Origin of the sequence: Bradyrhizobium sp. AZCC 2262, from assembly GCF_036924535.1 — a bacterium.
Lineage (GTDB): Bacteria > Pseudomonadota > Alphaproteobacteria > Rhizobiales > Xanthobacteraceae > Bradyrhizobium.
On sequence record NZ_JAZHRT010000001.1, the window covers coordinates 4,941,754 to 4,962,944 of the forward strand.

The window sequence follows — 21,191 nt, forward strand, 5'->3', positions numbered from 1 at the left end:
AACCCCGTAAAAATCCGGTGCATAAGCGCAACACAGTAAGCATGCGGCCAAAATCTGTGTCCATTGAACTCGCGGTGGTTGTGGTTTGTCGAATATTTTGTCAAATGTAGTGGGCGGGGTTTTTGCCAATACGCCCCGGGTGCCGACAGCTTTAGGTAGTTGTCGGCGCCGGTATCAGGGTGCTTCCAATACGCGCATGCGTTTGGCTACCATCCGTAATATCTCAGGATTCCGGTGGTTCTCTTTACAACCTCACGGTTCGGACTGACTTTAAACGCGGCAAATACGGATGAACCTCTGACCTACTTTTGCCAGGGTTTCCCGATTGAAGGACGGTAAAACCAGAATGAACAGATCAGCAGCGAAGAAGATGAAACAGCGCAGCGCCGGCAAACCCGATATCGAATTGGGCAAGCGGATTCGCCTGCGGCGCGTGGAACAGAAAATCTCTCAAGCGGAGCTCGGCGACAAGCTCGGCGTCAGCTTCCAGCAGGTTCAGAAGTACGAGAAGGGCGTCAATCGTGTCGGCGCGGCTCGTCTTCAGCAAATCGCTACTGCGCTCGACGTGCCCGTGACGTTCTTCTACGACGGCGACGGCAAGGCGCGCGAAGTCGAGAGCCTGCTGTTCCTGGACAGCGCGTTCAGCCTGAGGCTGTTGCGTGCCTACAGCAAGATCAAGGACCAGACCGTACAGCGTCAATTGGTCTCCTTGATGGAATCGATCGCCGCCAACGAGGCTTAGGCATTATCGCGCCTGGATCGCAGCACCGCGGACCCGATCAACCGACGCGAGAAATCGCCGGGTAGCCTGTTGCTGCGCTGGGTCACATATTGATCTGGCTGGAAAAGATCAGCAAAGCCATTGTCGATGGCGGAGTCCGGTCCTTCGACACACAAGCCCTGAATATGTGGTCTCGCGGGCGCGGGCCGTTGAAGAGATCTTCTGCTATTCGAACGTGGCGCCCGGAATTTTTTTTGATCATTGCCCATCGCTCTTTTGATGTAAGCCGCAAAGCCATCCGGTGCCGACAGCTCCGGCGAAACTGCTTATCCTGGGCTGCGGCCGCAGACCTTGCCCGTGGCCGGCGAAACGTGGCACCACCCCTCCCGATAAAAAGACCGGTCCATCGGCTTCGGGAGGCACGCAATGATGATCCTTCACCACGGCTGGCGTTCGAGCGCCTCGCGCCGTGTCCGGCTGTGCCTCGCCGAAAAGGGCCTCGCCTATGAAGGCCACGTGGTCGACATGGCTGCGATGGAGCATCATTCGCCGGAATATCTCAGGATCAATCCGCTCGGCGTGATCCCGGCACTGATCCATGACGACCGGCCGCTGCATGAAAGCGGCACGATCTGCGAGTATCTCGACGAGGCGTTCCCCGCTCCCCCGCTCCGGCCGGATGCACCTTACGAGCGCGCCGAGATGCGCAACTGGATCCGGCACATCGACGGGCTGATCGGCAATCTCATCATCTTCAACTGGCGGCACCATCTGGCGAAGACCGCGTCGCAATGGTCGGATCAGGAACTCGCCGAAAAACTCAAGAACATACCGAGCAAGGAGCGGCAGGAGGCCTGGCTCCGGGCCGCGCGCAAACCCTACACCGAGGAGGAGCGCGACGCGGCGCGGGCCAAACTGGTCGTGCTGCTGGACAAGATGGAGGAAGCGCTGAAGCCGTCCGGGTGGCTGGTCGGCAAGGCCTACTCGATCGCCGACATCGCCGCGGCCCCGTTCGTGAAACGCATCGACGAGGAAATAGCGCCGGACGAGATGACCGAAAAGAAACATCCACGCGTCGCGGCGTGGTGGACTAGACTGCAGGCGCGGCCGGCCTACGCCCAGGCGAATTTCGGCCCCTTCGTTGATTCCTGAAATGGACTGGACAATTCGATGCTAGACACCCCGAAGAACGCCGAAACATCCCATGCCGACGGCAAGATCCTGCAAAGCGTCCGCGATGGCGTCGGCGTCATCACGTTCAACAATCCCGACAAGCGCAACGCGATGTCGCTCGAAATGTGGGACGGCCTGGGCCACGCCCTGGTCGAGCTGCGCGACGATCCCGACGTTCGCGTCGTGATCCTGGTCGGCGCCGGCGACAAGGCCTTCGTCTCGGGCGCCGATATCAGCCAGTTCGAAAAGACCCGCCACAATGCGGCGGCCTCGGAAGAATATTCGAAGCGGAGCGAGGCGCAGCGCGCGCTGCTCGCGAGTTACCCGAAGCCGACCATTGCCTGCATCCGCGGCTTCTGCCTCGGCGGCGGCATGCAGGTCGCGATGCTGACAGATATTCGCATTGCCTCCGACAACAGCCAGTTCGGCATTCCCGCCGCAAAGCTCGGTATTGCCTATGGCTATGACGGCCTCAAGCATCTGGTCTCGCTGGTCGGGCCATCCTGGGCGCGGCTCATCATGTATACGGGCATGCGGATCGATTCCGCGGAAGCGTTACGGATCGGATTGGTCGACCGCGTGCTGCCGGGTGCGGAGTTGTGGGACGCCACCATGGAGATCGCGCGCACCATCTCCGGCAACGCGCCACTGGCGATCAAGGCCGCCAAGATCACGATTGCCGAAGTGCTGAAGGACGAAAGCAAGCGCGACACGGACGCGATCAAGGCGATCGGCATGGCCTGCATGGATAGCGAAGATTTTCGCGAAGGGCGAACGGCTTTCATGGAAAAGCGCAAGCCGCAGTTCAAGGGGAAGTAGTAAGGATCGAAGCGGCGCACACTCCATATCCGTCATCCCCGGGATGAACGCAATTGCGTTCACCCGCGGGAGCGCGAAGCGCGTCTCGAAGGACGACGGCCCGGTCCGGGGCCGCTCATCCTTCGAGGCTCGCTCCGCTCGCACCTCAGGATGACGGGTTTAGTTCGGCGCGCGGCATAGTTCTTTACAGCGCCGCGAGCACAGCCTTCGCGATATCCGCGGTGCCGTTGCTGCCGCCGAATTCCATCGGCTTGACGCCCCCCGCATAGGCCTTGTCGACTGCGCGTTCGATGCGCTCGCCAGCCTCGGCCGCGCTTTCGAGACCATGCTTCTCCGCCAGCCAACCCAGCATCATCGCCGCCGATAGGATCATCGCGGTGGGATTGGCCTTGCCCTGCCCCATGATGTCGGGCGCGGTGCCATGGCAGGGCTGGAACACGGCGTAGCGGTCGCCGATGTCGGCGGAGGGGGCCATGCCGAGCCCTCCGATCAGGCCGGCGGCGAGGTCGGAGAGAATGTCGCCGAACATGTTCTCCGTCACCATGACGTCGAAGTCCCACGGGCGCTTCACCAGCATCAGCGAACAAGCGTCGACATAGACTCGGTCGGCCTTCACGCCGGGATGGCGTTTGGCGGCTTCATCGAACATCCCGCGAAAGAACGCAAACGCCCTGAACACATTCGCCTTGTCGACGCAGGTCAATCCTCCATTCGCCTTCCCGCGCGCCTTGCGGCGTTCGGCCAGGCGGAACGAAAACTCGAACAGCCGCTCAGACGTCTTGCGGGTGATGACGAGCGTCTCGCGCGCCTCGGTGTCCGTCACCACGCCCTTGCCCATCGAGGCGAACAGGCCTTCGGTCGATTCCCGGATCAGCACGAGGTCGATGCCGCGCTGGTCGGCGCCGACGATCGGGCTCGGCACGCCCGGAACGAGCCGCGCCGGGCGCACCCCGGCATAGAGATCGAAATGGAAGCGCAGTTCGATCTGCAGGGCGATCTCGGTGTTATCAGGGTAGCGCACCGACGGCAGGCCGCAGGCGCCGAGCAGCACGGCATCCGCTTCCTCGCATAACCGGATCGTCGAGTCCGGCATCGACTTGCCGGTCGCGAGATAATTGTTGGCGCCGGCCGGGGCTTCCGTGAAGCGAAACTTCAGGTCGCTGGTCGCTTCGATCCTGCGCAGAACTTCGATCGCCGGCGCCATCACTTCAGGGCCGATGCCATCGCCCCCGAGCACGGCGATTTGGAGGGCGTTATTTGCGGACATGGGGGTTCCTTAATTGAGTCGTCATTCCGGGGCGATGCAAAGCATCGAACCCGGAATCTCGAGATTCCGGGTCTGGTGCTAACGCACCATCCCGGAATGACGGAAAGTTACGGCGTCAGCACCGCGCGGCCGACCAGCTTGCCTTTCTGCAAATCGGTCAGCGCTTCGTTGGCTTTTGCAAGCGGCATCGTCGTCACCGGGATAGGCGCGATCATCTTGTTGCGAACGAGATCGAGCAGTTCCTCGGTTTCGCGCAGATTGCCGACATAGCTGCCCTGGATCGTGATCGCCTTGATCGGGATCAGCGGCAGCGCCCAGGGCGCGCCGCCGCCGAACAGACCGACGATGACGAGCTTGCCGCCCTTGGTCAGGCAGTCGAAGCCGAGCTGCGTGGTCTGCGCATTGCCGACGAGATCGATCACGGCGCGAATGGGTCCGCCGGCCGTCTTCGCCAGTTGCTCCAGCGCATCCGGCGCCTTGCCGTCGACGGTGGCGAGCGCACCGGCCGCTTCAGCCGCTTCGCGCTTGCGCGCATCGATGTCGACGACGATGGCGCCCTTGCCGCCCATCGCCTTCAACAGCGACAGCGCCATCAGGCCGAGCCCGCCGGCGCCGAAGATGACGATCGGCGAGTTGAAGGCGAACTCGACCTTCTTCAGCGCGCTGTAGGTGGTGACGCCGGAACAGGCATAGGGCGCCGCGGTGACGGGATCGAGCCCCCTGAGGTTCAGGAGATATTTTGGATTCGGCACCGTCATGTGATCGGCGTAGCCGCCGTCGCAATAGACGCCGAGCGAATTCGGCTTGACGACGCACATATTCTCGTCGCCGCCCACACACGTCGCGCATTTGCCGCAGCCGAGCCAGGGGTAGACCAGGGCTGTGTCGCCCACCTTGAGATCGCCCTTGTCGGCGGCAGTGACGTCGGGCCCGAATGCCAACAACTCGCCGACGGTCTCATGACCCATCGTGCGCGGCAGCGACACGCCACGGTCCTTCAGCGACAGCGGCTTGCGGCCATGGCCCAGATCGTAGCCGCCTTCCCAGATGTGGAGATCGCTGTGGCAGACGCCGGCCGCCTTCACCTTGATCAGCACCTGCGTGCCCGTTGGCTGCGGCGTCTCCTGATCCACCTCTTTCAGCGGTGCGTTGAACTCGGCGACCTGAAAACTCTTCATCGCTTCTCTCCCGTCATTTCTCGTTCTTGGACGCAGACCTCTTTCGGATGGACATTGCCACGTCCATCCCATCGAGACAAACGCAGGCGACGGTCTTCCGGTACTCAGATCAGCGGATGATGGCAGGCCACGAACTGGCCTGGTGCCACGGCGCGCAGTTCCGGTACCTCATCGCTGCATCGCTGATCCGCGCGAGGGCAGCGGGTGCGGAACCGGCAGCCGGATGGCGGCGCGATCGGCGATGGCGGCTCGCCCACCGGCACGGTCTCGGTTGGACGGACGTCCGGATCGGGCACCGGAATCGCCTCGATCAGCAGCGCGGTATAGGGATGCGCCGGCCGGGCAAATAACTGCTCGGACGGGCCGACCTCGCAGAGCCGGCCGAGATACATCACTGCCACGCGGTCGCTCACCGCCTTCACCACCGCAAGGTCGTGCGCGATGAACAATAACGTCAAGCCGAACCGGCCCTTCATCTCCTCCAGCAGATTGAGGATCTGGGCACGGATGGAAACGTCGAGCGCGGAGACCGGCTCGTCGCAGACAATGAATTCCGGATTGAGGACGAGCGCGCGCGCGATGCAGATGCGTTGGCACTGCCCGCCGGAGAATTCATGTGGCAGCCGTCCCACGACCAGGGTCGGATCGAGCCCGACCGCGCTCAGCACCTCGTGGATGAGCCGCTCGCGCTTCTCCGGATCCTTGACGCCCGCGATCACCAGCGGCTCGGCGACGATGTCGCCGATCCTGCGGCGCGGATTGAGCGATGCAATCGGGTCCTGGAAGATCAACTGCACGCGCCGGCGCATCAGCCGCAAGGCGTCGCCCTGCATCGTCGTGAGGTCGTGGCCGTCGAATACAACCCGCCCTGCGGTCGGCCGGCGCAACTGCAGCACCGCCCGGCCCAGCGTCGATTTTCCGCAGCCGGATTCACCGACCAGACCCAGCGTCTCGCCACGGGCGATCTGCAAGGACACACCGGACACGGCATGAACGATCTTCGTGCCGACGGGATATTCCACGACCAGATCATCGACGGCGAGCAGCGGTTCGTTTGGAGTGGCCGACACGGCTTGCAGCATCATGCGCCGGCCTCCGCATGGATCTCGATCGGGTGGAAGCAGGCGTATTGATGTTCGCGGGACTCGGCTTCCGTCAATGCCGGCTTCTCGATCTGGCAGCGGGCCACCGCATAGCGGCAGCGCGGCGAGAACGAGCAGCCCTGCAGCGGCCGTGTCGGGTCGGGCGGACGCCCTGTTATCGCGGGCAGCGGCGTATGGGGCGCGGCGTCGAGTTTGGGGAGCGCCGCCAGCAGCGCCTCGGTATAGGGCATTCGCATTTTCTTGAACAACGCGGGCGTCGGCGCGCGCTCGACCACGCGGCCGGCATACATCACGGCGACTTCATCGGTGCGGCCGGCGACGACCCCGAGGTCGTGGGTGATGATGATCATCGCCATGTGGCGGCGGCGCTGCTCGCGCGCCAGGAGATCGAGGATCTGCGCCTGGATCGTCACGTCGAGCGCGGTGGTCGGCTCGTCGGCGATCAGGAGCTTTGGTTCGCACGACAGCGCGATCGCGATCGCCACGCGTTGGCGCATTCCACCCGAGAGCTGGTGCGGATATTGCGCCAGCCGCTGCTCGGGCGCGGGAATGCCGACAGCTGCGAGCAATTCGATGCTGCGCCTGGTGGCTGTGGCGTCGTCGAGTTCGAGATGCTCCTGCAGCGTCTCGATCAACTGGGTGCCAATCGTGAGCACCGGGTTGAGCGAGGTCATCGGATCCTGGAACACGACCGCCAGCGACCGGCCGCGCAGCTTGCGCAGTTTCTCTGCTGAGAGCCGCAGCAGGTCCTGCCCATCGAACATCACGCGGCCGGAGAGCTTTGCCTTCTTGGGCAGCAATTGCAGGATCGCCCGCGACAGCATGGTCTTGCCGCAGCCGGATTCACCGACGACGCCGAGCGTCTGTCCCGCGCCCACCGTGAGGTTCACCCGATCCACCGCGCGCAGGTTGCCGCGCGGGGTCGGCAGGTTGACGGAAACATCCTCCACGGAAAGCAATGTACTGTCGGTCACAGCGCGCCCTGACGTGGATCGGTGAGCGCCCGCAGCGTGTCGCCGACCAGATTGAAGGAAAGCACGGTGAGGAACATCGCCGCTGCCGGCAGGAAGGCAAGCCGCGGCGCCACATCGAGGCTCTCGCGCCCCTCCCCGATCATGCTGCCCCAGCTCGAAATCGGCGGTGGCACGCCGAGGCCAAGGAACGACAGCGCGCCCTCGACCACGATAATGACGGCGACACTGAGCAGGAAGAAGGCAAACAGCGGCAGGATGACGTTCGGCAGCAGTTCACGCAGCAGGATGCGCGCATGCGAGGCGCCCAGCGCCTGTGCCGCGATGACGAATTCGCGCCGCGACAGCGTCAGCGTCGCCGCCCGCGCCACCCGCATGGAGGCGGGAATGCTCAGCACGCCCAGGATCAAGGTGAGATTGAAGATCGATTGCCCGACAAAGGCGATCACAGCCAGCACGAGAATGAGCGGCGGAAAGGCCAGCAGCACATCCATGCTGCCGACGACGAGCGTCTCGAACCGGCCGCGGAAATAGCCGGCGAGCATGCCGAGCGCGCCGCCGATGGTGAGGCCGATCACCGGCGCACAGAGGCCGACCACCAGCGATATGCGCGCGCCATGAATCAGCCGCGAGAGTTCGTCGCGGCCGAGCCCGTCGGTTCCAAGCCAATGCGCCGCGGAGAACGCTGCGCGCCGTTCCAGCATGTCCATGTCGGTCGGGCTCGGCAGCGGGAGGAAATCGGCGAAGATCGCGACTGCAAACACAAGCACCATCCAGCCGATCGCCGCCCAGAACAACGGTCCCAGCCTGCGTCCGCGCTTGAGCGGCCGTGCCTGGAGTTCCTCGTCCAGTGTGAGTTCAAGCGTGGCCATGACGAATCCTGGGGTCGAGGACGGCGTAGAGCAGATCGACGATGAAGTTCATGATGACGAAGCCGGCGGCGACCAGCAGCACCACGCCCTGCAGGATGATGAGGTCGCGGGTGCCGATCGCGCTGACCAGAAGCCGGCCGATTCCGGGCAGCGCGAACACCGTCTCGACAATGACGGCGCCGCCGATCAGCCGGCCGATATTGATGCCGGTGATCGTCACCAGCGTCAGCGACGACGGCTTCAGCGCATGCACGAACAGGATGCGCGCCGGCGTCAGGCCCTTCGCCTTGGCGAGCGCGATATAGTCTTCCTGCAAGGTCGCGATCATGTCGGATCGCAGAATACGCATGATCCCCGGCCATTCGGCCAGCGCGAGCGTAAGCGACGGCAACACGAAGAAGCGGAGGTTGGCCACCGGATCCTCGGCGAACGGCACATAGCCGGTAGCCGGCAGCCAGCGCAGTTCGACCGCGAAAAAATAGATCAGCAGGATCGCCGACAGGAATGTCGGCACCGACAGCATGCCGAACGCCGTGCCGGTCATGAAGCGGTCGAACGGCCCGCCGCTGCGCGCCGCGCAGACGATCGCCAGTGGTACGCCGATCGCCAGCGCGCCGAGCTGCGCCAGCAGCATCAGTTCGATCGATACCGGCAGCCGCTCGGCAACCGCCTGCAGCACCGTCTGGCCGGTGCGGAACGAACGGCCGAAATCGCCCTGCAGGACATTGCCGAGCCAGCTCAGATAGCGCCACCAGATCGGCTGATCGAGCCCCATGTCGTGCCGCAACGCCGCCACGTTCTCCGGCGTCGCCTGGTCACCGAGGATGGTGTAGGCGAGATCGCCGGGCAGCAACGAGGCGATCGAGAAGGTCAGCAGCGAAACCGTAATCAGCACGGGCACGAGATACAGGAGCCGGCGTGCGACGAAGAACGCCATGGGCGGCTATTCCTTCCAGGTGCGCGATACGTCGATCATCCCGCTGTACATTTTAGGCAGTCCTTTGAGCTTCGCGCTCGAGATCGCGTAGTAGGTGTTCTGGAAGGTCCAGAACCAGATCGCCTCCTTGTTGATCAGCCGCGTGATCTCGCAATAGAGATCGACCCGCTTGTTCTGGTCGGCGGTGACTCGCGCTTGCTCGAGCAGTTTATCGAGCTCCGGATTCGAATAGTTGGCAAGCGCGACCGGGCTGCCGGTGTGGAAATTGGCGTACATCTGGATGTCGGGATCGGCGAGATCGACGATCCGCCAGGGCGTCAACTGGAACTGACGCATGAAGGCGCGCGGCGGAATGGTCGCCTGATCGACCTGCTCGATTTCCATGTTGGCACCGGCCCGCTTCCACAATTGTTGCAGCACCTGGCCAACGGTACGCCCTCGCGGCGTCGCCGTGACGAGCATCTTGAAATCGACGGGCTTGCCGTAGTCCTTGATCAGCGCCTTGGCCTTCTCAAGGTCTTCGGGAAGCGCACCGTCATCCTTGCATTTGACCCAGGAGCCGTCGCCATAGGGATTGCTGGCCGGGCGAGACAAACCGTTGGTGATCGCCTGCGACATCTTCTTGCGGTCGAGCGCCATCACCAGCGCCTGGCGCACGCGCACGTCGTCGAACGGCGGGGTCTTGGTGTTCATGGCATAAACGGCCGCACCCGAACCGGCATAAGTGTGCACCGTCAGCTTGGAGTCCTTTTGCGCCTTCTGAATGTTATCGGCGGAAAATTCATCATCCCAGATCAGGTCGACTTCACCGGACTGCAGGCTGGCGAAGCGCGATTGCGCGTCGGGCAGCGGCTTCAGCGTGATGCGGTCGAAATAGACCTTGTCCTTGTCCCAGTAGTCCGGGTTTTTTTCCAGGATCATGCGATCGCCGGCCGTCCAGGACTTCAGAATGTACGGACCGGCGCCGACAGGATTGCGGTTGTAATCGTCGCCCTTGGTCTTCCACGCGGTTGGGGAGTGTATCGCGTTGGTCTGGCTCGCGTACGAAACCAACGATGGGAAGTTCACCGAGGGGTCACTGAGGTTATAGACCAACGTCAGCTCGTCCGGCGCCTGAACGTTGCTGACGTTGGAGATATAGAAGGCGCAGCGGCACTTGTTGGCGGGATCTTTCTGCCGGTCGAAATTCGCTTTGAAAGCTGCGGCATTGAACGGCGTGCCATCGTGGAACTTGACGCCCGGACGCAGCTTGAAGGTCCACATCTTGAAGTCCTCGGAGGGCTCCCAGGACACTGCCAGCCTCGGCTGCGGCTTGCCGTTCGCATCGAGAGTAGTGAGCGTATCGAAGAGCGCGGAGGATGCGGTGAGTGCCGCAGTGTCGTAAACGCCGACCTTCAGCACATCGAAACCGGGGATATCGAGCTCAAGGCCGACGGTGATGCTGCCGCCTGCTTTCTGCGCGTTGGCGGGCATAGCCGATAGCGCCACACCAAATCCCGCCACAAGAAATATTCGCGCGAGCGCGCTCGAACGGATCGCCGCTTTCATGGATGTTCCCTCCGATGTGTCGTCCGTCCGGCATTCCGGATCGTGATCGCTGCGGTAAGATTGTCTGGAAACGCAGTCGCGGGCAAGGGCGTTTGCAACCCCGCGGATGAAACGCCGCAGGGTTAATGTTTCGCTCTGCGGATCGCGATGTCAGCCGCGCGCGGCGACCTGCGCCTTGCCGGCAAAGGATGCAATTTCATCCTCCGACAGGCCAGTCTCCTTCAGGTAGGCGCGCGTGTGCTCGCCGAGCGTCGACATGCGTCGCGCCGCCGACACGTTGGCGCCCGACATGCGAAACGGCAGGTTGAGCACCCTGAAGGTGCCGCCGCCGTCCTCGACCTCGGCCAATGCACCGCGGTGGGCAATCTGCGGATCGCGCAGCGCCTCGGCGACGGTGCGATAGGCCGATGAGGGAACGCCGTGCTCGTTGAGCGCCGCGAGGCACTGCCCGGTCGTGACAGTGCGCGACCACGCCTCCACGCCTTCGATCAGGCTCACCCAGTTTTCCCGGCGGTCGGAATATTTCGCAAAGCGCGGATCGCTCACCCATTCGGGGTGACCGATCACCTGCATCAGGCTCTGAAAAGTTTTCTCGCTGGCGATCGCCATCATCACATAGCCGTCCACCGTCTCGATCGGGCCGAACATGGGCCGCTGCGTCGGCTTCACCTCGAATTGCGACCACTGCAATTCGTTCAGCGTCAGGCTCAGCATCGATTCCAGCATCGAGACGTCGATGTGCTGGCCCTGCCCGGTTGTGTTGCGCTGATACAGCGCCGCCGAGATGGCGCCGAACGCATAGACGCCGGTCAGCACGTCGGCATGGTAGATGCCGCAATAGTCCGGCCGGCTGCGTCCGGGCTGGTAGGCCAGATGTGCCATCTCATAGCCCGAGGCCGCGTGAATCACCGGCGCATAGGCCGGCAGCTCGGCTGACGGCCCGGTCTGGCCGTATCCCGAGATCGAGCAATAAATCAGCTTCGGGTTGAGCTCGTGCAGCGAGGCATGATCGAGCTTCAATCGCCGCATCACGCCTGGACGAAAATTCTCCACCAGCACGTCCGATGTGGCGACCAGCCGGCGGACGGCCTCCGATCCCCCGGGCGACTTCAAATCCAGCACAAGGCTGTTCTTGCCGACATTGAGCTGGCCGAAGGCGGTCGAGCAATTATTCCGCACCGGCGGGCGGGTCCGCATCGTCTCGCCTTCCTCGGTCTCGATCTTGATGACCTCCGCCCCCATATCGGCGAGCATTCGTGTACAATGGGGTCCGGCAATCGTGGTTGAAAAATCGAGGACCCGCAGGCCTGCGAAGCTGCCTGTCAAATTCCTCTGATCATTGCCGGCTATGGTCATTGCGTGAAACTCCCCGGCCTTTTGCGGCCATTCGTTTTGGTTGGCGGCCAGACCCTAAATTGTGCAGCGTCGACAGGAAAGTAGTTCGCTAGGAACGCTGGCCCGCAGCGCGCGTTGTTACGGGTAAGGAAGTTGGACCCATTCTTGCATCGGTACTCGGTGCGGCGGGATCAGTGCGGCTGGTACGAGGGCGTTTGCCTTGAAGGTCTTGTTCGTTACCACTGAAATGGATGACTTTGTCCGGGTGGGCGGGCTTGCTGCCGTATCCGCGGCGCTACCCCGGGCGCTGCGCCGCTGGAGTGACGTCCGGATCATGCTGCCCGGTTATCGGGACATCGTCGAACAGTTCACCCACATTGAAATCGTTGGAGAATGCCCCTCTCTCGCAGAGATGCCGGCCTGTTCGCTCGGGCGGGCAGCGACCAAGGATGGTCTGCCGGTTTACGTCCTGCTCTGCCCGCAACTTTACGACCGTCCGGGTAACCCCTATGGCGACGAATCCGGGCGCGACTGGCCGGACAACGACGTCAGGTTCGGCCGCTTCGCATCCGCCGCCGCCGAACTTGCCGCGGGCACCCTGGACAAGAATTGGGCAGCAGACCTGGTTCATGCCAACGACTGGCAGGCTGCGCTGGCGCCGGCCTATCTGGCATGGAGGGGCTCAAAGGTCCCCTCGATCCTGACCATCCACAACCTCGCCTATCAAGGGCTGTTCCCGCCGGACTCGCTGCGCCGGATCGGGGCGCCCGAAAGCTCCTTCCATATCGACGGGCTCGAGTTCTACGACCATGTCTCGTTCCTCAAGGGCGGCCTCGTCTATGCCTCGCACCTGACCACCGTCAGCGCCACCTATGCGAAGGAGATCACGACGCGCGAACTCGGCTGCGGGCTGGAAGGTCTGCTGCAGCGTCGCTCGAATGCCGCGCAACTAACCGGCATCCTGAACGGCATCGACGAAAGCTGGGATCCCAGCGCCTGCGCGCATCTGGCGCAGACCTTCGCCCCCGGCGACTGGGAGGGCAAGCAGGCCAATGCCGATTACGTGCGCAAGCAGTTTGGCCTGGCGCTGTCGCGCGGTCCACTGTTCGGCCTGGTTGCCCGTCTGGTTCACCAGAAGGGCGTCGATCTCGTCCTGTCCGCGGCCGACGAAATCATCGAGGCGGGCGGGCAGATCGTGGTGACCGGCAGCGGCGAGTTCCAGATCGAACAGGCGCTGGTCAACGCGCACCGCCGCAGACCAGATGCGATAGGCGTCACCATCGGTTTCAACGACGCCCAGGCGCGACGAATTTTTGCCGGCAGCGATTTCACGCTGATGCCGTCGCGGTTCGAACCGTGCGGGTTGAGCCAGATGTACGCGCAGCGGTTCGGATCGCTGCCGATCGGTCACCAGACCGGCGGGCTGGCGGAGACCATCAAGGACGGCGAAACCGGATTCCTGTTTTCGCAGCCGTCGGCGGAATCTTTCCTCGGCGGCGTCAGGCGCGCGTTCGACGCGTTCCGCGCCAAGGATCGCCTCGATGCGATGCGGCGCAGCGCCATGGCGCGATCCTTTAGCTGGGATCTATCGGCCGCCTGCTACAGCGCGCTGTACCGCAAGACGATCGCGCCCTCCATCCTCGCGTGATTCCGATTATTCCGCCGCTTCCGGCATGACTTCCATCTGCTCATGAAGGATGACGCCGGAGAGCGGGTCGAACTCGCCGACCCAGGGCTTCTTTTCGAGCACCGATTTGGTGTGGCGGTAGCCGGCGTCCCAGCGTTGCATGATGCCGGACGGACTGAAGTCGATGTCCTTGGTGTGGTCCTCGCGGCTGAGCTGCGGGGCGAGCAGCCTCACCACATGCATCCGGGTCGGGCAGCCGTAACCTGTGAGTTCCCTCACCGCCTCGCTCTGGCGCTCGGCCTCCGGCAAGCGCGCGGCGAGCTGGTTGATGACATGACGCAGCCGGTGCGCCTGCTGCTGGCGGGCGATGTGGCTGGCGATCCGGCTCGAATACTGCACGTCCTTGTGGCGGTTCAGCACCTCTGCCATCGTGGTCGGCTCAGGCCCGGACGGATTCCACAGATGCACGGCGAAGATCAGCGAGTTCTTGCGCGGATTGTCGTCGAACACGGCCTCCGTCGGCGTGTTCGACAAGATGCCGCCATCCCAATAGAGTTCGCCGTCGATGCGCACCGCCGGGAACGCCGGCGGCAGCGCGCCCGACGCCATGATGTGCCTGACGCCGAGTTCGCCATCGCGGCTGTCGAAATAGCGCATCTGGCTGGTGCGGACATGGGCGGCGCCCACCGTCAGGCGCGGGGTGCATTGATTGACCAGGTTGAAATCCACCAGCTCGGTCAGCGTCGCCGCCAGCGGCGAGGTCGAGTAATAGCCGGCATTGTCGGCGCCGAGCGGATAGCTGTCGCCGGCATGGGCCAGCGGGTTGGGCCGGAAGAAGCCGGGAATGCCGTTGGTCACCGTCGACCAGTAAGAGAGCTTTTCGTTGAAGCCCGGAAAGATGTCGCGAAAACTCCAGATCGGATTCTGTTCCACCTTCTTCCAGAATTCGCGCAGGCGCGACAACCGGTTCCGCGGCGCATTGCCGGCGATCAGGCTGGCGTTGACGGCGCCGATCGAGGTGCCGATGATCCAGTCCGGCTCGATCCCGGCCTCATGCAGGGCCTGATAGACGCCGGCCTGATAGGAGCCGAGCGCGCCACCGCCCTGCAGCACCAGCACGACCTGACCCGGCTCGGACCTGGCCAGTGACCGCAAGGTCGGCGAGGAATTGCTGTGGTTCACGTCGCTCATGTCGTGCTCCTTCCGCATCGCGCGTTCTGATGTTCGCGCGCGGCTTGCCGATGTTACGTTCACGCTTCAGTGTGCGGTCCAGCCACCGTCAACCGGCAGCGCAGTCCCGGTGATCGATCCCGCCGCATCGGTTGCCAGAAACACGGTCAAGGCGCCCAATTCCTCAACGCTGGCAAAATGCTTGTTGGGCTGCTGCGCCAGCAACACGTCGTGAATGACTTTCTCGCGGGAGATGCCGTGCGCCCTGGCCTGGCTGTCGATCTGCGCCTCCACCAGCGGCGTATAGACGTAACCCGGGCAGATCGCATTGCAGGTGATGCCGTCCTCGGCGGTCTCCAGCGCGGTCACCTTGGTCAGGCCGACGATGCCGTGCTTGGCCGCGACATAGGCCGCCTTGAAGGGCGAGCCGACCAATCCATGCGCGGACGCGATGTTGACGATCCGCCCGAACTTGTTCTGGCGCATCGCCGGCAACGCCAGCCGTATGGTGTGAAACGCCGACGACAGGTTGATCGCCAGGATCGCATTCCATTTCTCGACCGGAAACCGGTCGAGCGGCGCGACATATTGGATGCCGGCATTGTTGACCAGAATATCGAGCCGCCCGTGAACGGCGACGGAAGCCGTGATCATTTCGACGATCGCTTCCGGGCTCGTCATGTCGGCCGGGGAATAGCTGACCTCGACACCGAAATCGGCGGCCAACTGGTCTTTGGTCCGGTTGATCTCGGCGGCGACGCCGAGGCCGTTCAGCACGACCGCCGAGCCGGCTTCCGCCAGCGCGCGGGCAATCCCGAGCCCGATGCCGCTGGTCGAACCCGTGACAAGCGAGACCTTGCCGGCCAGCGGCCGCTCGGCCGCAGCACCCTGGGTTTTGAGCTGAATATTCATGGCCGTCCTTTCGGGTTGAGGATTCAGCGCCTTACGCTGACCATCTCCGCCCCACCCTGCCCGGCGGCCTTCATGCAAGGAAATGCCGTTTGGCTTCCAAAACCATACGCTGGCGCTATCGCGGTTATGGTGTCGCCGGACGCCGCGATCGGGTACGTTTTGCGCACCATTGACCGGGGCACGACCATGGAGATGCATCAGGTTCGCTACTTCCTTGCGGTTGCGCGTGTACTCAACTTCACGCGCGCGGCCGACGAGTGCAACGTCACGCAACCGTCGCTGACGCGAGCCATCAAGCAACTCGAAGCCGAACTCGGCGGCGACCTGTTTCGCCGCGAGCGCCCCGCTGCACAATTGACCGAACTCGGCCAGCGCATGCATCCGCTGCTCAAGCAATGCTACGAGGCGGCGACAGGGGCGCGCGAACTTGCCTCGTCCTTCAAGAGCGGCGAAGTCGGCGCGCTCCGGATCGCGCTGACCCATTCCGTCGATCTGTCGTTGCTGATTCCGCATCTCGACCAGATCAAGCGGCTGTTCAATCGGCTGGAGCTCCGCTTTCTGCGCGGCAACGCCCGCGAAGTCGCCGAGTTTCTCAAGCGGGGCGAAGCCGAGCTCGGCATTGCCGCCGAAATCAGCGAGGAATGGGAGCGGCTCGACACCTGGCCGCTGTTCACGGAAAACTTTCAGCTCGTCGTCAACAAAAACCATCCGCTGGCGGCGCGCGACAAAATCGAGTTTGGCGATCTTCGCGCTGAACAATTGCTCTCGCGAAACTATTGCGAGCATGGCGCGCGGGTGAACGCTTCGCTTCGCGAGCACGGCCTCGATGTGGATCGCAGCCACGAGATCGCCTCCGAACGCGATTTGATCGAACTGCTGGAAGCCGATATCGGCGTCGCCGTGGTGCCCGACACCGCCTCGATCCCGCCGACGCTGAAGCGAGCCGCCGTCGAGGGGCTGGATGCGCGGCGAACCGTGAACCTCTATGGCGTTGCCGGGCGTGAACGGACGGCGGTGGCGTCCGCGGTGATGCGCATGCTGCGCGGCGCCGACTGGCAGCAATTCATCGGCAAGACCGCAGGCGCCTGAGGGATGGTGTGGCGCTACCGTTCTTCACTCGCGCTCTTCAGCGCGGCGATCAGGTCGTCGATTTCCATGCGCTTGCGGAAATCGGGATCGACAAAGCGGGCCTTCACCAATCCGTCGCGGCCGACCACGAAGGTCGCGGGGATCGGCAACACCCAGCCATCATTGCCCTGGAAGCTCGCCATATCCTGGTATGACAGCAACCGCTGGATTTCGCTGCCGAGCCAGATCGCAAGATTGAGCGACAGCGCGTAGCCATTGTCGAGGTCGGTCAGCACCGGAAACGGCGCTTCCGCCTCGGACTTGAATTTTTCAGCATAGGCCTGCGTCTCCGGCATGATCGCAACGGTTTGCGCACCCAACGCCTTGATCCGATCCTGGGCCTGGATCACCGCCCGCACATTCAGCCGGCAATAAGGGCACCAGTGACCGCGATAAAACATCACCGCAACCGGGCCGTGGTCGATCAATGATTTCAGGCTGACCAGCCGGCCGGTCTCATCCGGCAGCAGGAACGGCGGCATCACCTCGCCCGGCCGCGGCGCGTTTTCGCCGCCGCCGTTCTCATTGAGCCGCGTGACCAGCCGGTCGACCGCCTCGCCATAGGCCGGAAAGATCTCCCGCCCTGCCGCGGCGTAGGCCTCGAGCTGGTCGCGCAAGGTGCCTTCCATGTCACGGCAGTGCTGGAACGCCTGCTTGAGACGTTCGGCATTGGCTGATGATAGCGTCGTTGTCATGGTGTGCTCCGGCAGATCAGTATTATTTTCCGTTCCGGGCCGCCCCGCAAGGGCGGCCCAAACGCCGCGGCACCGAAAGGCTCAGGGCAGATAGAAGTTGCCGGTCGGGTCGAGCATGCCGGAGGCCGAGTAGAGCTGGCCCTTGTCCATGAAGAACACGGTGTTCGCAGGCACCTTCCTGGCGTTCTTCATCATCGCGTCGTGGTTCTTGGGCGTCGCCGCCATGGCCATCGCCGACATCTTGCCGGGGCCGGCATACATGTAGGCCATGCCCGGATTGAATTCCCAGGGAACTTGCGAGAAGGCCGTGGTGGCAATGGCAGCGAACGCCGCAGCGGCAATCAGGGTCTTGGAAAAGGCTTTCATGGGCTTCCTCTGGATGGATGGTGACGCCCGCCAATCGGGCGCTAACCCATCAAAGGGCCGCCTGACCTGAATGAGAAATGCCGTTGCACAATCGGTTCGATAGCCGCGACGTATTGAGCGCCAGCCAATGGCCGACGAGGCACATGCTCGGCCACGGCTGAGCCGCACATAGCGCTGCGCTATGGAGTCGAGAGCCAACCGGCATTTCCTCCGATGCGCGATTTCAATGATTGTCCTGATGTAGCCGGCCAAATTATTCCGGGGCCAAGGCATAAGACAGAAACAGAGGAGACCACGACATGTTCATATCAAGCATTAAGTCACGCACCATCTGGCAAGGCCTCGCACTCGCCGGAATGATTGCTGGTTCAATTGCAGCTACCTCGACCGCCATCGCGGGCGAATGCCCGGCCGGCAAGATGCAGCCCAATGTCCGCCCGATGGTCGACACCAAGCCGGTCGGCGTCACCGACGTCACGCTCGGCGCAATCAACCTCGAGAAGCAGCCGGCCAACATCAGGGATCGCGAGCTGCGCTTCCGCAAGCTGACGATCGAGCCCGGTGGCATCGTGCCCTGGCACAGCCATGACGACCGCCCCGCGCTGATCTTCGTCCAGCAGGGCGAGATCGTCGAATACGCCAGCAACTGCGCCGAGCCGATCGTGCACAAGGCCGGCGAGATCAGGCCGGAAGTCGCCGGTACCTCGCACTGGTGGAAGAATCTCGGCAAGGAGACCGTCATTCTCTATGTCGGCGACGTCCGCAAGGATCCGCACGACCACAACATGTAAGGAGCTGTAACGAGCGCCACCCGACGTCTCGTTGCTGGATGTGACGTCCTGGGGTCCCGCGTGTCGCCCCACACGCCCAGGCGTCACATCCTTCTTTTCTCAAGCGTAACATCGAGAAGCGCCATGACCGCCATCTCCGCGCAAATGAAAACGAAAGCGATGGAAATGCACGGCCATTCACCCGGCGTGGTGCTGCGGTCCCTCGTCATCGGCCTCACGGCATTCCTGACCGTGGTCGATCTGTTCGCCACCCAGGCGATCCTTCCCTCGCTGACCCGGCATTACAACGTCACCCCCGCCGCGATGGGCTTTGCGGTCAACGCGAGCACCATGGGCATGGCGGTCGCGGGGCTCGTGGTCGGCTTCCTGAGCCCGCACATCGACCGCCGGCTCGGCATTCTGGTAAGCCTCGTCCTGCTCGCGATCCCTACCGCGCTGCTGGCGAGCGCTCCCGATCTCACCATATTCACGGTGCTGCGCGTCGCGCAGGGCCTCTGCATGGCCTCGGCGTTTGCACTGACGCTCGCCTATCTCGGCGAGCAATGCAGTTCGATGGATGCGGGTGGCGCGTTCGCGGCCTACATCACCGGCAACGTCGCCAGCAATCTGATCGGACGGCTGGTGTCGGCCGCCCTCGTCGATACGCTCGGGCTGGCCTCGAACTTCTACTTCTTCACGCTGCTCAATCTTGCCGGTGCGGTGCTGGTCTACTTCACCATCCAGCGCGTCAAGCCGATGCACGCGATGTCCCCGACGCAATCGCCGTTTGCCGCGACGATCGAGCATTGGCGCAATCCGGCGCTGCGCTCGACCTTTGCCATTGGCTTCTGCATCCTGTTTGCGTTTATCGGCATCTTCACCTTCGTGAATTTCGTGCTGGTGCGCGCGCCGCTGTCGCTCGGGCGGATGGATCTCGGCTTTGTCTATTTCGTGTTCGCGCCATCAGTCGTCACGACGCTGTTCGCCGGCAAGGCGGTGGCGCGCTTCGGCACGCGAGCGACGATCTGGGGCGCGCTTGCGGTCGCCGCTGTGGGTCTGCCGCTGCTGCTGTCTTGGCATCTGGCCGAGGTGCTGACCGGTATGGTGCTGGTCGGCGTCGGCACGTTCTTCGCGCAGGCCTGCGCCACCGGCTTCGTAGGCCAGGCCGCCAGCGACAGCCGCGGCATTGCCAGCGGAACCTATCTTGCCTGCTATTTTTTCGGCGGCCTCGCCGGCAGCGCCGTGCTCGGCCAGTTGTTCGACCGCTTGGGATGGACCGCCTGCGTCGCCGGCGTCGGCGCGTCACTGGCTATCGCGGCGCTATTGGCTGCGCGCCTCACGCTTCCTCGGTCCGCCGGGTCTCCGGCATGAACAGCCAGATCACCGTCAAGCCAACGGCTGCGATCCCGGCCAGGCCGGTGAAGGCTGTGCTGCTGCCAAAAGTGTCGCTGATATAGCCCGCGAGCACCGTGCTCAGCGACGCGCCAATGCCGGTCGCGGTCCCGACGATGCCTTGCGCCAGATTGAAGTGGCCGCTTCCGAAGGCGACATCGGCCACGATCAGCGGCACCATTACGCTGAGCACCGCCGCGGTGATGCCGTCGAACACCTGCACGGCGACCAGGAGGTAGGGATCGCTCACCACCGCAAACAGCAAGCCACGGATCGCCAGCGCGCCGAACGCCAGCAGCAGGAGCGGCCGCCTACCCCACGCCTGCGCCTTGCGCCCGACCGAGGGCGAGGCCAGCGCGACGATGGCCTGCGGCACGATGATGCACGCTGCAATCAGCACCGGCGCCCACTGGCTCGACCGCGTGGTGACGACGCCGGCCATCAGCGGCAGCATGGCGGCGTTCGCGAGCTGAAACAGCAGCACGCCGCCCGCAAAGATCAGCAGCGGGCGCTGGCGCAGCAGATGGAACACGCTGGTGGCCTCTTTATCGGGAACCTCGCGCACGACGGCGCCGTGGCATTGCGCCACGTCGATCTCCTGCTCGCGGATGCGCGAGAGCGCCAGCAACGTCGGAATCGCCAGCATGAAGGTCACGAGAAACACCGACCGGCTCGACAGCAGGTAGCCGGTCGCGCCCATCAGCGCCGCCGCCGAGCCGTTGCCGAGCGAAGCGAAGCGGGCATTGCGCCCAAGCCGCTCCCCGATCGCGAACGGCCCGACCAGGCCAAGACTGATCGCCGCGATCGCCGGACCCAGCACGCAGCTCGCCAACGCATGCAGAATCGCCGCCACCGTCACCACCGGGAAGATCGGCCATAGCGCATAGGCCAGCGCGACGCAGCCGATGGTGGCGACCGCCAGACCCGCCATCAGCCGCTCGGAACGCGCGTAGTCGACGATGGCGCCGCCCGGCATCTGCCCGAGCAGGCCGACAATGCCGGCGATCGACAGCACGAAACCGATCTCGACCTGCGTCCATTTCTGCGTGGTCAGATAGACCGCAATGAACGGACCGAAGCCGGTCTGGACGTCGGCAAGAAAGAAGATGAACCAGTCGAGACCGCGCTGGCTTTCGCGCGACGGTTTTGGCTTGCCGCCCGGCGCGGGCGGCAGCGGCACGACGTTGCCTTGCCCGGCGGATCGCCC

The 21,191-nt window shown here is 63.7% G+C and carries 20 protein-coding genes; 7 read left to right on the forward strand and 13 right to left on the reverse strand.

Annotation, left to right across the window (positions count from 1 at the left end; genetic code table 11):
- Nucleotides 1-346 precede the first annotated feature (346 nt).
- The 3 genes from V1283_RS23425 to V1283_RS23435 all read left to right on the forward strand — a co-directional run bounded on the left by V1283_RS23425 (nucleotide 347) and on the right by V1283_RS23435 (nucleotide 2,713).
- Nucleotides 347-742, forward strand: coding sequence for a helix-turn-helix domain-containing protein (locus tag V1283_RS23425; protein ID WP_334388833.1), 396 nt, complete (start codon nucleotides 347-349; stop codon nucleotides 740-742).
- A 405-nt stretch (nucleotides 743-1,147) separates the two neighbouring features.
- Complete coding sequence (locus V1283_RS23430; protein ID WP_334388835.1) at nucleotides 1,148-1,873, forward strand: glutathione S-transferase family protein; 726 nt, start codon at nucleotides 1,148-1,150, stop codon at nucleotides 1,871-1,873.
- A gap of 18 nt (nucleotides 1,874-1,891) precedes the next feature.
- Nucleotides 1,892-2,713: an enoyl-CoA hydratase gene (locus V1283_RS23435; RefSeq protein ID WP_334388836.1), complete on the forward strand. Its 822-nt coding sequence runs from the start codon at nucleotides 1,892-1,894 to the stop codon at nucleotides 2,711-2,713.
- Between the two features lie 184 nt (nucleotides 2,714-2,897).
- Here the strand turns inward: V1283_RS23435 and V1283_RS23440 are convergent, their stop codons facing one another.
- The 8 genes from V1283_RS23440 to V1283_RS23475 all read right to left on the reverse strand — a co-directional run bounded on the left by V1283_RS23440 (nucleotide 2,898) and on the right by V1283_RS23475 (nucleotide 11,945).
- On the reverse strand, nucleotides 2,898-3,980 hold the full coding sequence (locus tag V1283_RS23440; protein ID WP_334388838.1) for an isocitrate/isopropylmalate dehydrogenase family protein: 1,083 nt from the start codon (nucleotides 3,978-3,980) through the stop codon (nucleotides 2,898-2,900).
- 107 nt (nucleotides 3,981-4,087) lie between these two features.
- On the reverse strand, nucleotides 4,088-5,158 hold the full coding sequence (locus V1283_RS23445; protein ID WP_334388839.1) for an alcohol dehydrogenase: 1,071 nt from the start codon (nucleotides 5,156-5,158) through the stop codon (nucleotides 4,088-4,090).
- 104 nt (nucleotides 5,159-5,262) lie between these two features.
- Complete coding sequence (locus tag V1283_RS23450) at nucleotides 5,263-6,243, reverse strand: ABC transporter ATP-binding protein (protein WP_442895773.1); 981 nt, start codon at nucleotides 6,241-6,243, stop codon at nucleotides 5,263-5,265.
- A complete protein-coding gene (locus V1283_RS23455; RefSeq protein WP_334388840.1) occupies nucleotides 6,240-7,235 on the reverse strand; it encodes an ABC transporter ATP-binding protein in 996 nt (331 codons plus the stop codon). The genes V1283_RS23450 and V1283_RS23455 overlap by 4 nt, the downstream gene beginning before the upstream one ends.
- Nucleotides 7,232-8,104, reverse strand: coding sequence for an ABC transporter permease (locus tag V1283_RS23460; protein ID WP_334388841.1), 873 nt, complete (start codon nucleotides 8,102-8,104; stop codon nucleotides 7,232-7,234). The genes V1283_RS23455 and V1283_RS23460 overlap by 4 nt, the downstream gene beginning before the upstream one ends.
- Entirely contained in the window at nucleotides 8,091-9,041 is a 951-nt protein-coding gene (locus V1283_RS23465) for an ABC transporter permease (protein ID WP_334388842.1), read from the reverse strand. Before V1283_RS23465 ends, V1283_RS23460 begins: the two co-directional genes overlap by 14 nt.
- 6 nt (nucleotides 9,042-9,047) lie before the next feature.
- The gene (locus tag V1283_RS23470) at nucleotides 9,048-10,589 is read right to left on the reverse strand and encodes an ABC transporter substrate-binding protein (RefSeq protein WP_334388843.1); all 1,542 of its coding nucleotides are present in this window, start codon (nucleotides 10,587-10,589) and stop codon (nucleotides 9,048-9,050) included.
- A 150-nt stretch (nucleotides 10,590-10,739) separates the two neighbouring features.
- A complete protein-coding gene (locus V1283_RS23475; protein ID WP_334388844.1) occupies nucleotides 10,740-11,945 on the reverse strand; it encodes a CaiB/BaiF CoA transferase family protein in 1,206 nt (401 codons plus the stop codon).
- A 199-nt stretch (nucleotides 11,946-12,144) separates the two neighbouring features.
- Between V1283_RS23475 and glgA the strand changes: the two genes are divergently transcribed.
- A complete protein-coding gene (gene glgA, locus V1283_RS23480) occupies nucleotides 12,145-13,572 on the forward strand; it encodes a glycogen synthase GlgA (protein ID WP_334388845.1) in 1,428 nt (475 codons plus the stop codon).
- Nucleotides 13,573-13,578: 6 nt separating this feature from the next.
- On the opposite strand, the gene V1283_RS23485 is transcribed toward glgA, so the two are convergent.
- A complete protein-coding gene (locus tag V1283_RS23485; protein WP_334388846.1) occupies nucleotides 13,579-14,742 on the reverse strand; it encodes a patatin-like phospholipase family protein in 1,164 nt (387 codons plus the stop codon).
- Nucleotides 14,743-14,808: 66 nt separating this feature from the next.
- Nucleotides 14,809-15,633, reverse strand: coding sequence for a 3-hydroxybutyrate dehydrogenase (locus tag V1283_RS23490; RefSeq protein WP_334388848.1), 825 nt, complete (start codon nucleotides 15,631-15,633; stop codon nucleotides 14,809-14,811).
- 186 nt (nucleotides 15,634-15,819) lie between these two features.
- Here V1283_RS23490 and V1283_RS23495 point away from each other — a divergent pair, with 186 nt between their 5' ends.
- A complete protein-coding gene (locus V1283_RS23495) occupies nucleotides 15,820-16,722 on the forward strand; it encodes a LysR family transcriptional regulator (protein ID WP_334388849.1) in 903 nt (300 codons plus the stop codon).
- Between the two features lie 14 nt (nucleotides 16,723-16,736).
- On the opposite strand, the gene V1283_RS23500 is transcribed toward V1283_RS23495, so the two are convergent.
- Nucleotides 16,737-17,456, reverse strand: coding sequence for a peroxiredoxin-like family protein (locus tag V1283_RS23500; protein ID WP_334388850.1), 720 nt, complete (start codon nucleotides 17,454-17,456; stop codon nucleotides 16,737-16,739).
- An 81-nt stretch (nucleotides 17,457-17,537) separates the two neighbouring features.
- Nucleotides 17,538-17,822 (reverse strand): hypothetical protein, encoded by a 285-nt coding sequence (locus V1283_RS23505; RefSeq protein ID WP_334388851.1) that lies wholly within the window; start codon nucleotides 17,820-17,822, stop codon nucleotides 17,538-17,540.
- Nucleotides 17,823-18,121: 299 nt separating this feature from the next.
- On the opposite strand from V1283_RS23505, the gene V1283_RS23510 reads away from it, so the two are divergent.
- Together V1283_RS23510 and V1283_RS23515 are read left to right on the forward strand one after the other, a co-directional pair.
- Entirely contained in the window at nucleotides 18,122-18,613 is a 492-nt protein-coding gene (locus tag V1283_RS23510) for a cupin domain-containing protein (RefSeq protein ID WP_334388853.1), read from the forward strand.
- Between the two features lie 123 nt (nucleotides 18,614-18,736).
- Nucleotides 18,737-19,963 (forward strand): MFS transporter, encoded by a 1,227-nt coding sequence (locus V1283_RS23515; RefSeq protein ID WP_334388854.1) that lies wholly within the window; start codon nucleotides 18,737-18,739, stop codon nucleotides 19,961-19,963.
- On the opposite strand, the gene V1283_RS23520 is transcribed toward V1283_RS23515, so the two are convergent.
- Nucleotides 19,929-21,164 carry an MFS transporter gene (locus V1283_RS23520; protein WP_334388855.1) on the reverse strand — a complete coding sequence of 412 codons (1,236 nt, stop codon included), beginning with the start codon at nucleotides 21,162-21,164 and terminating at the stop codon, nucleotides 19,929-19,931. The genes V1283_RS23515 and V1283_RS23520 overlap by 35 nt on opposite strands.
- Nucleotides 21,165-21,191 lie beyond the last annotated feature (27 nt).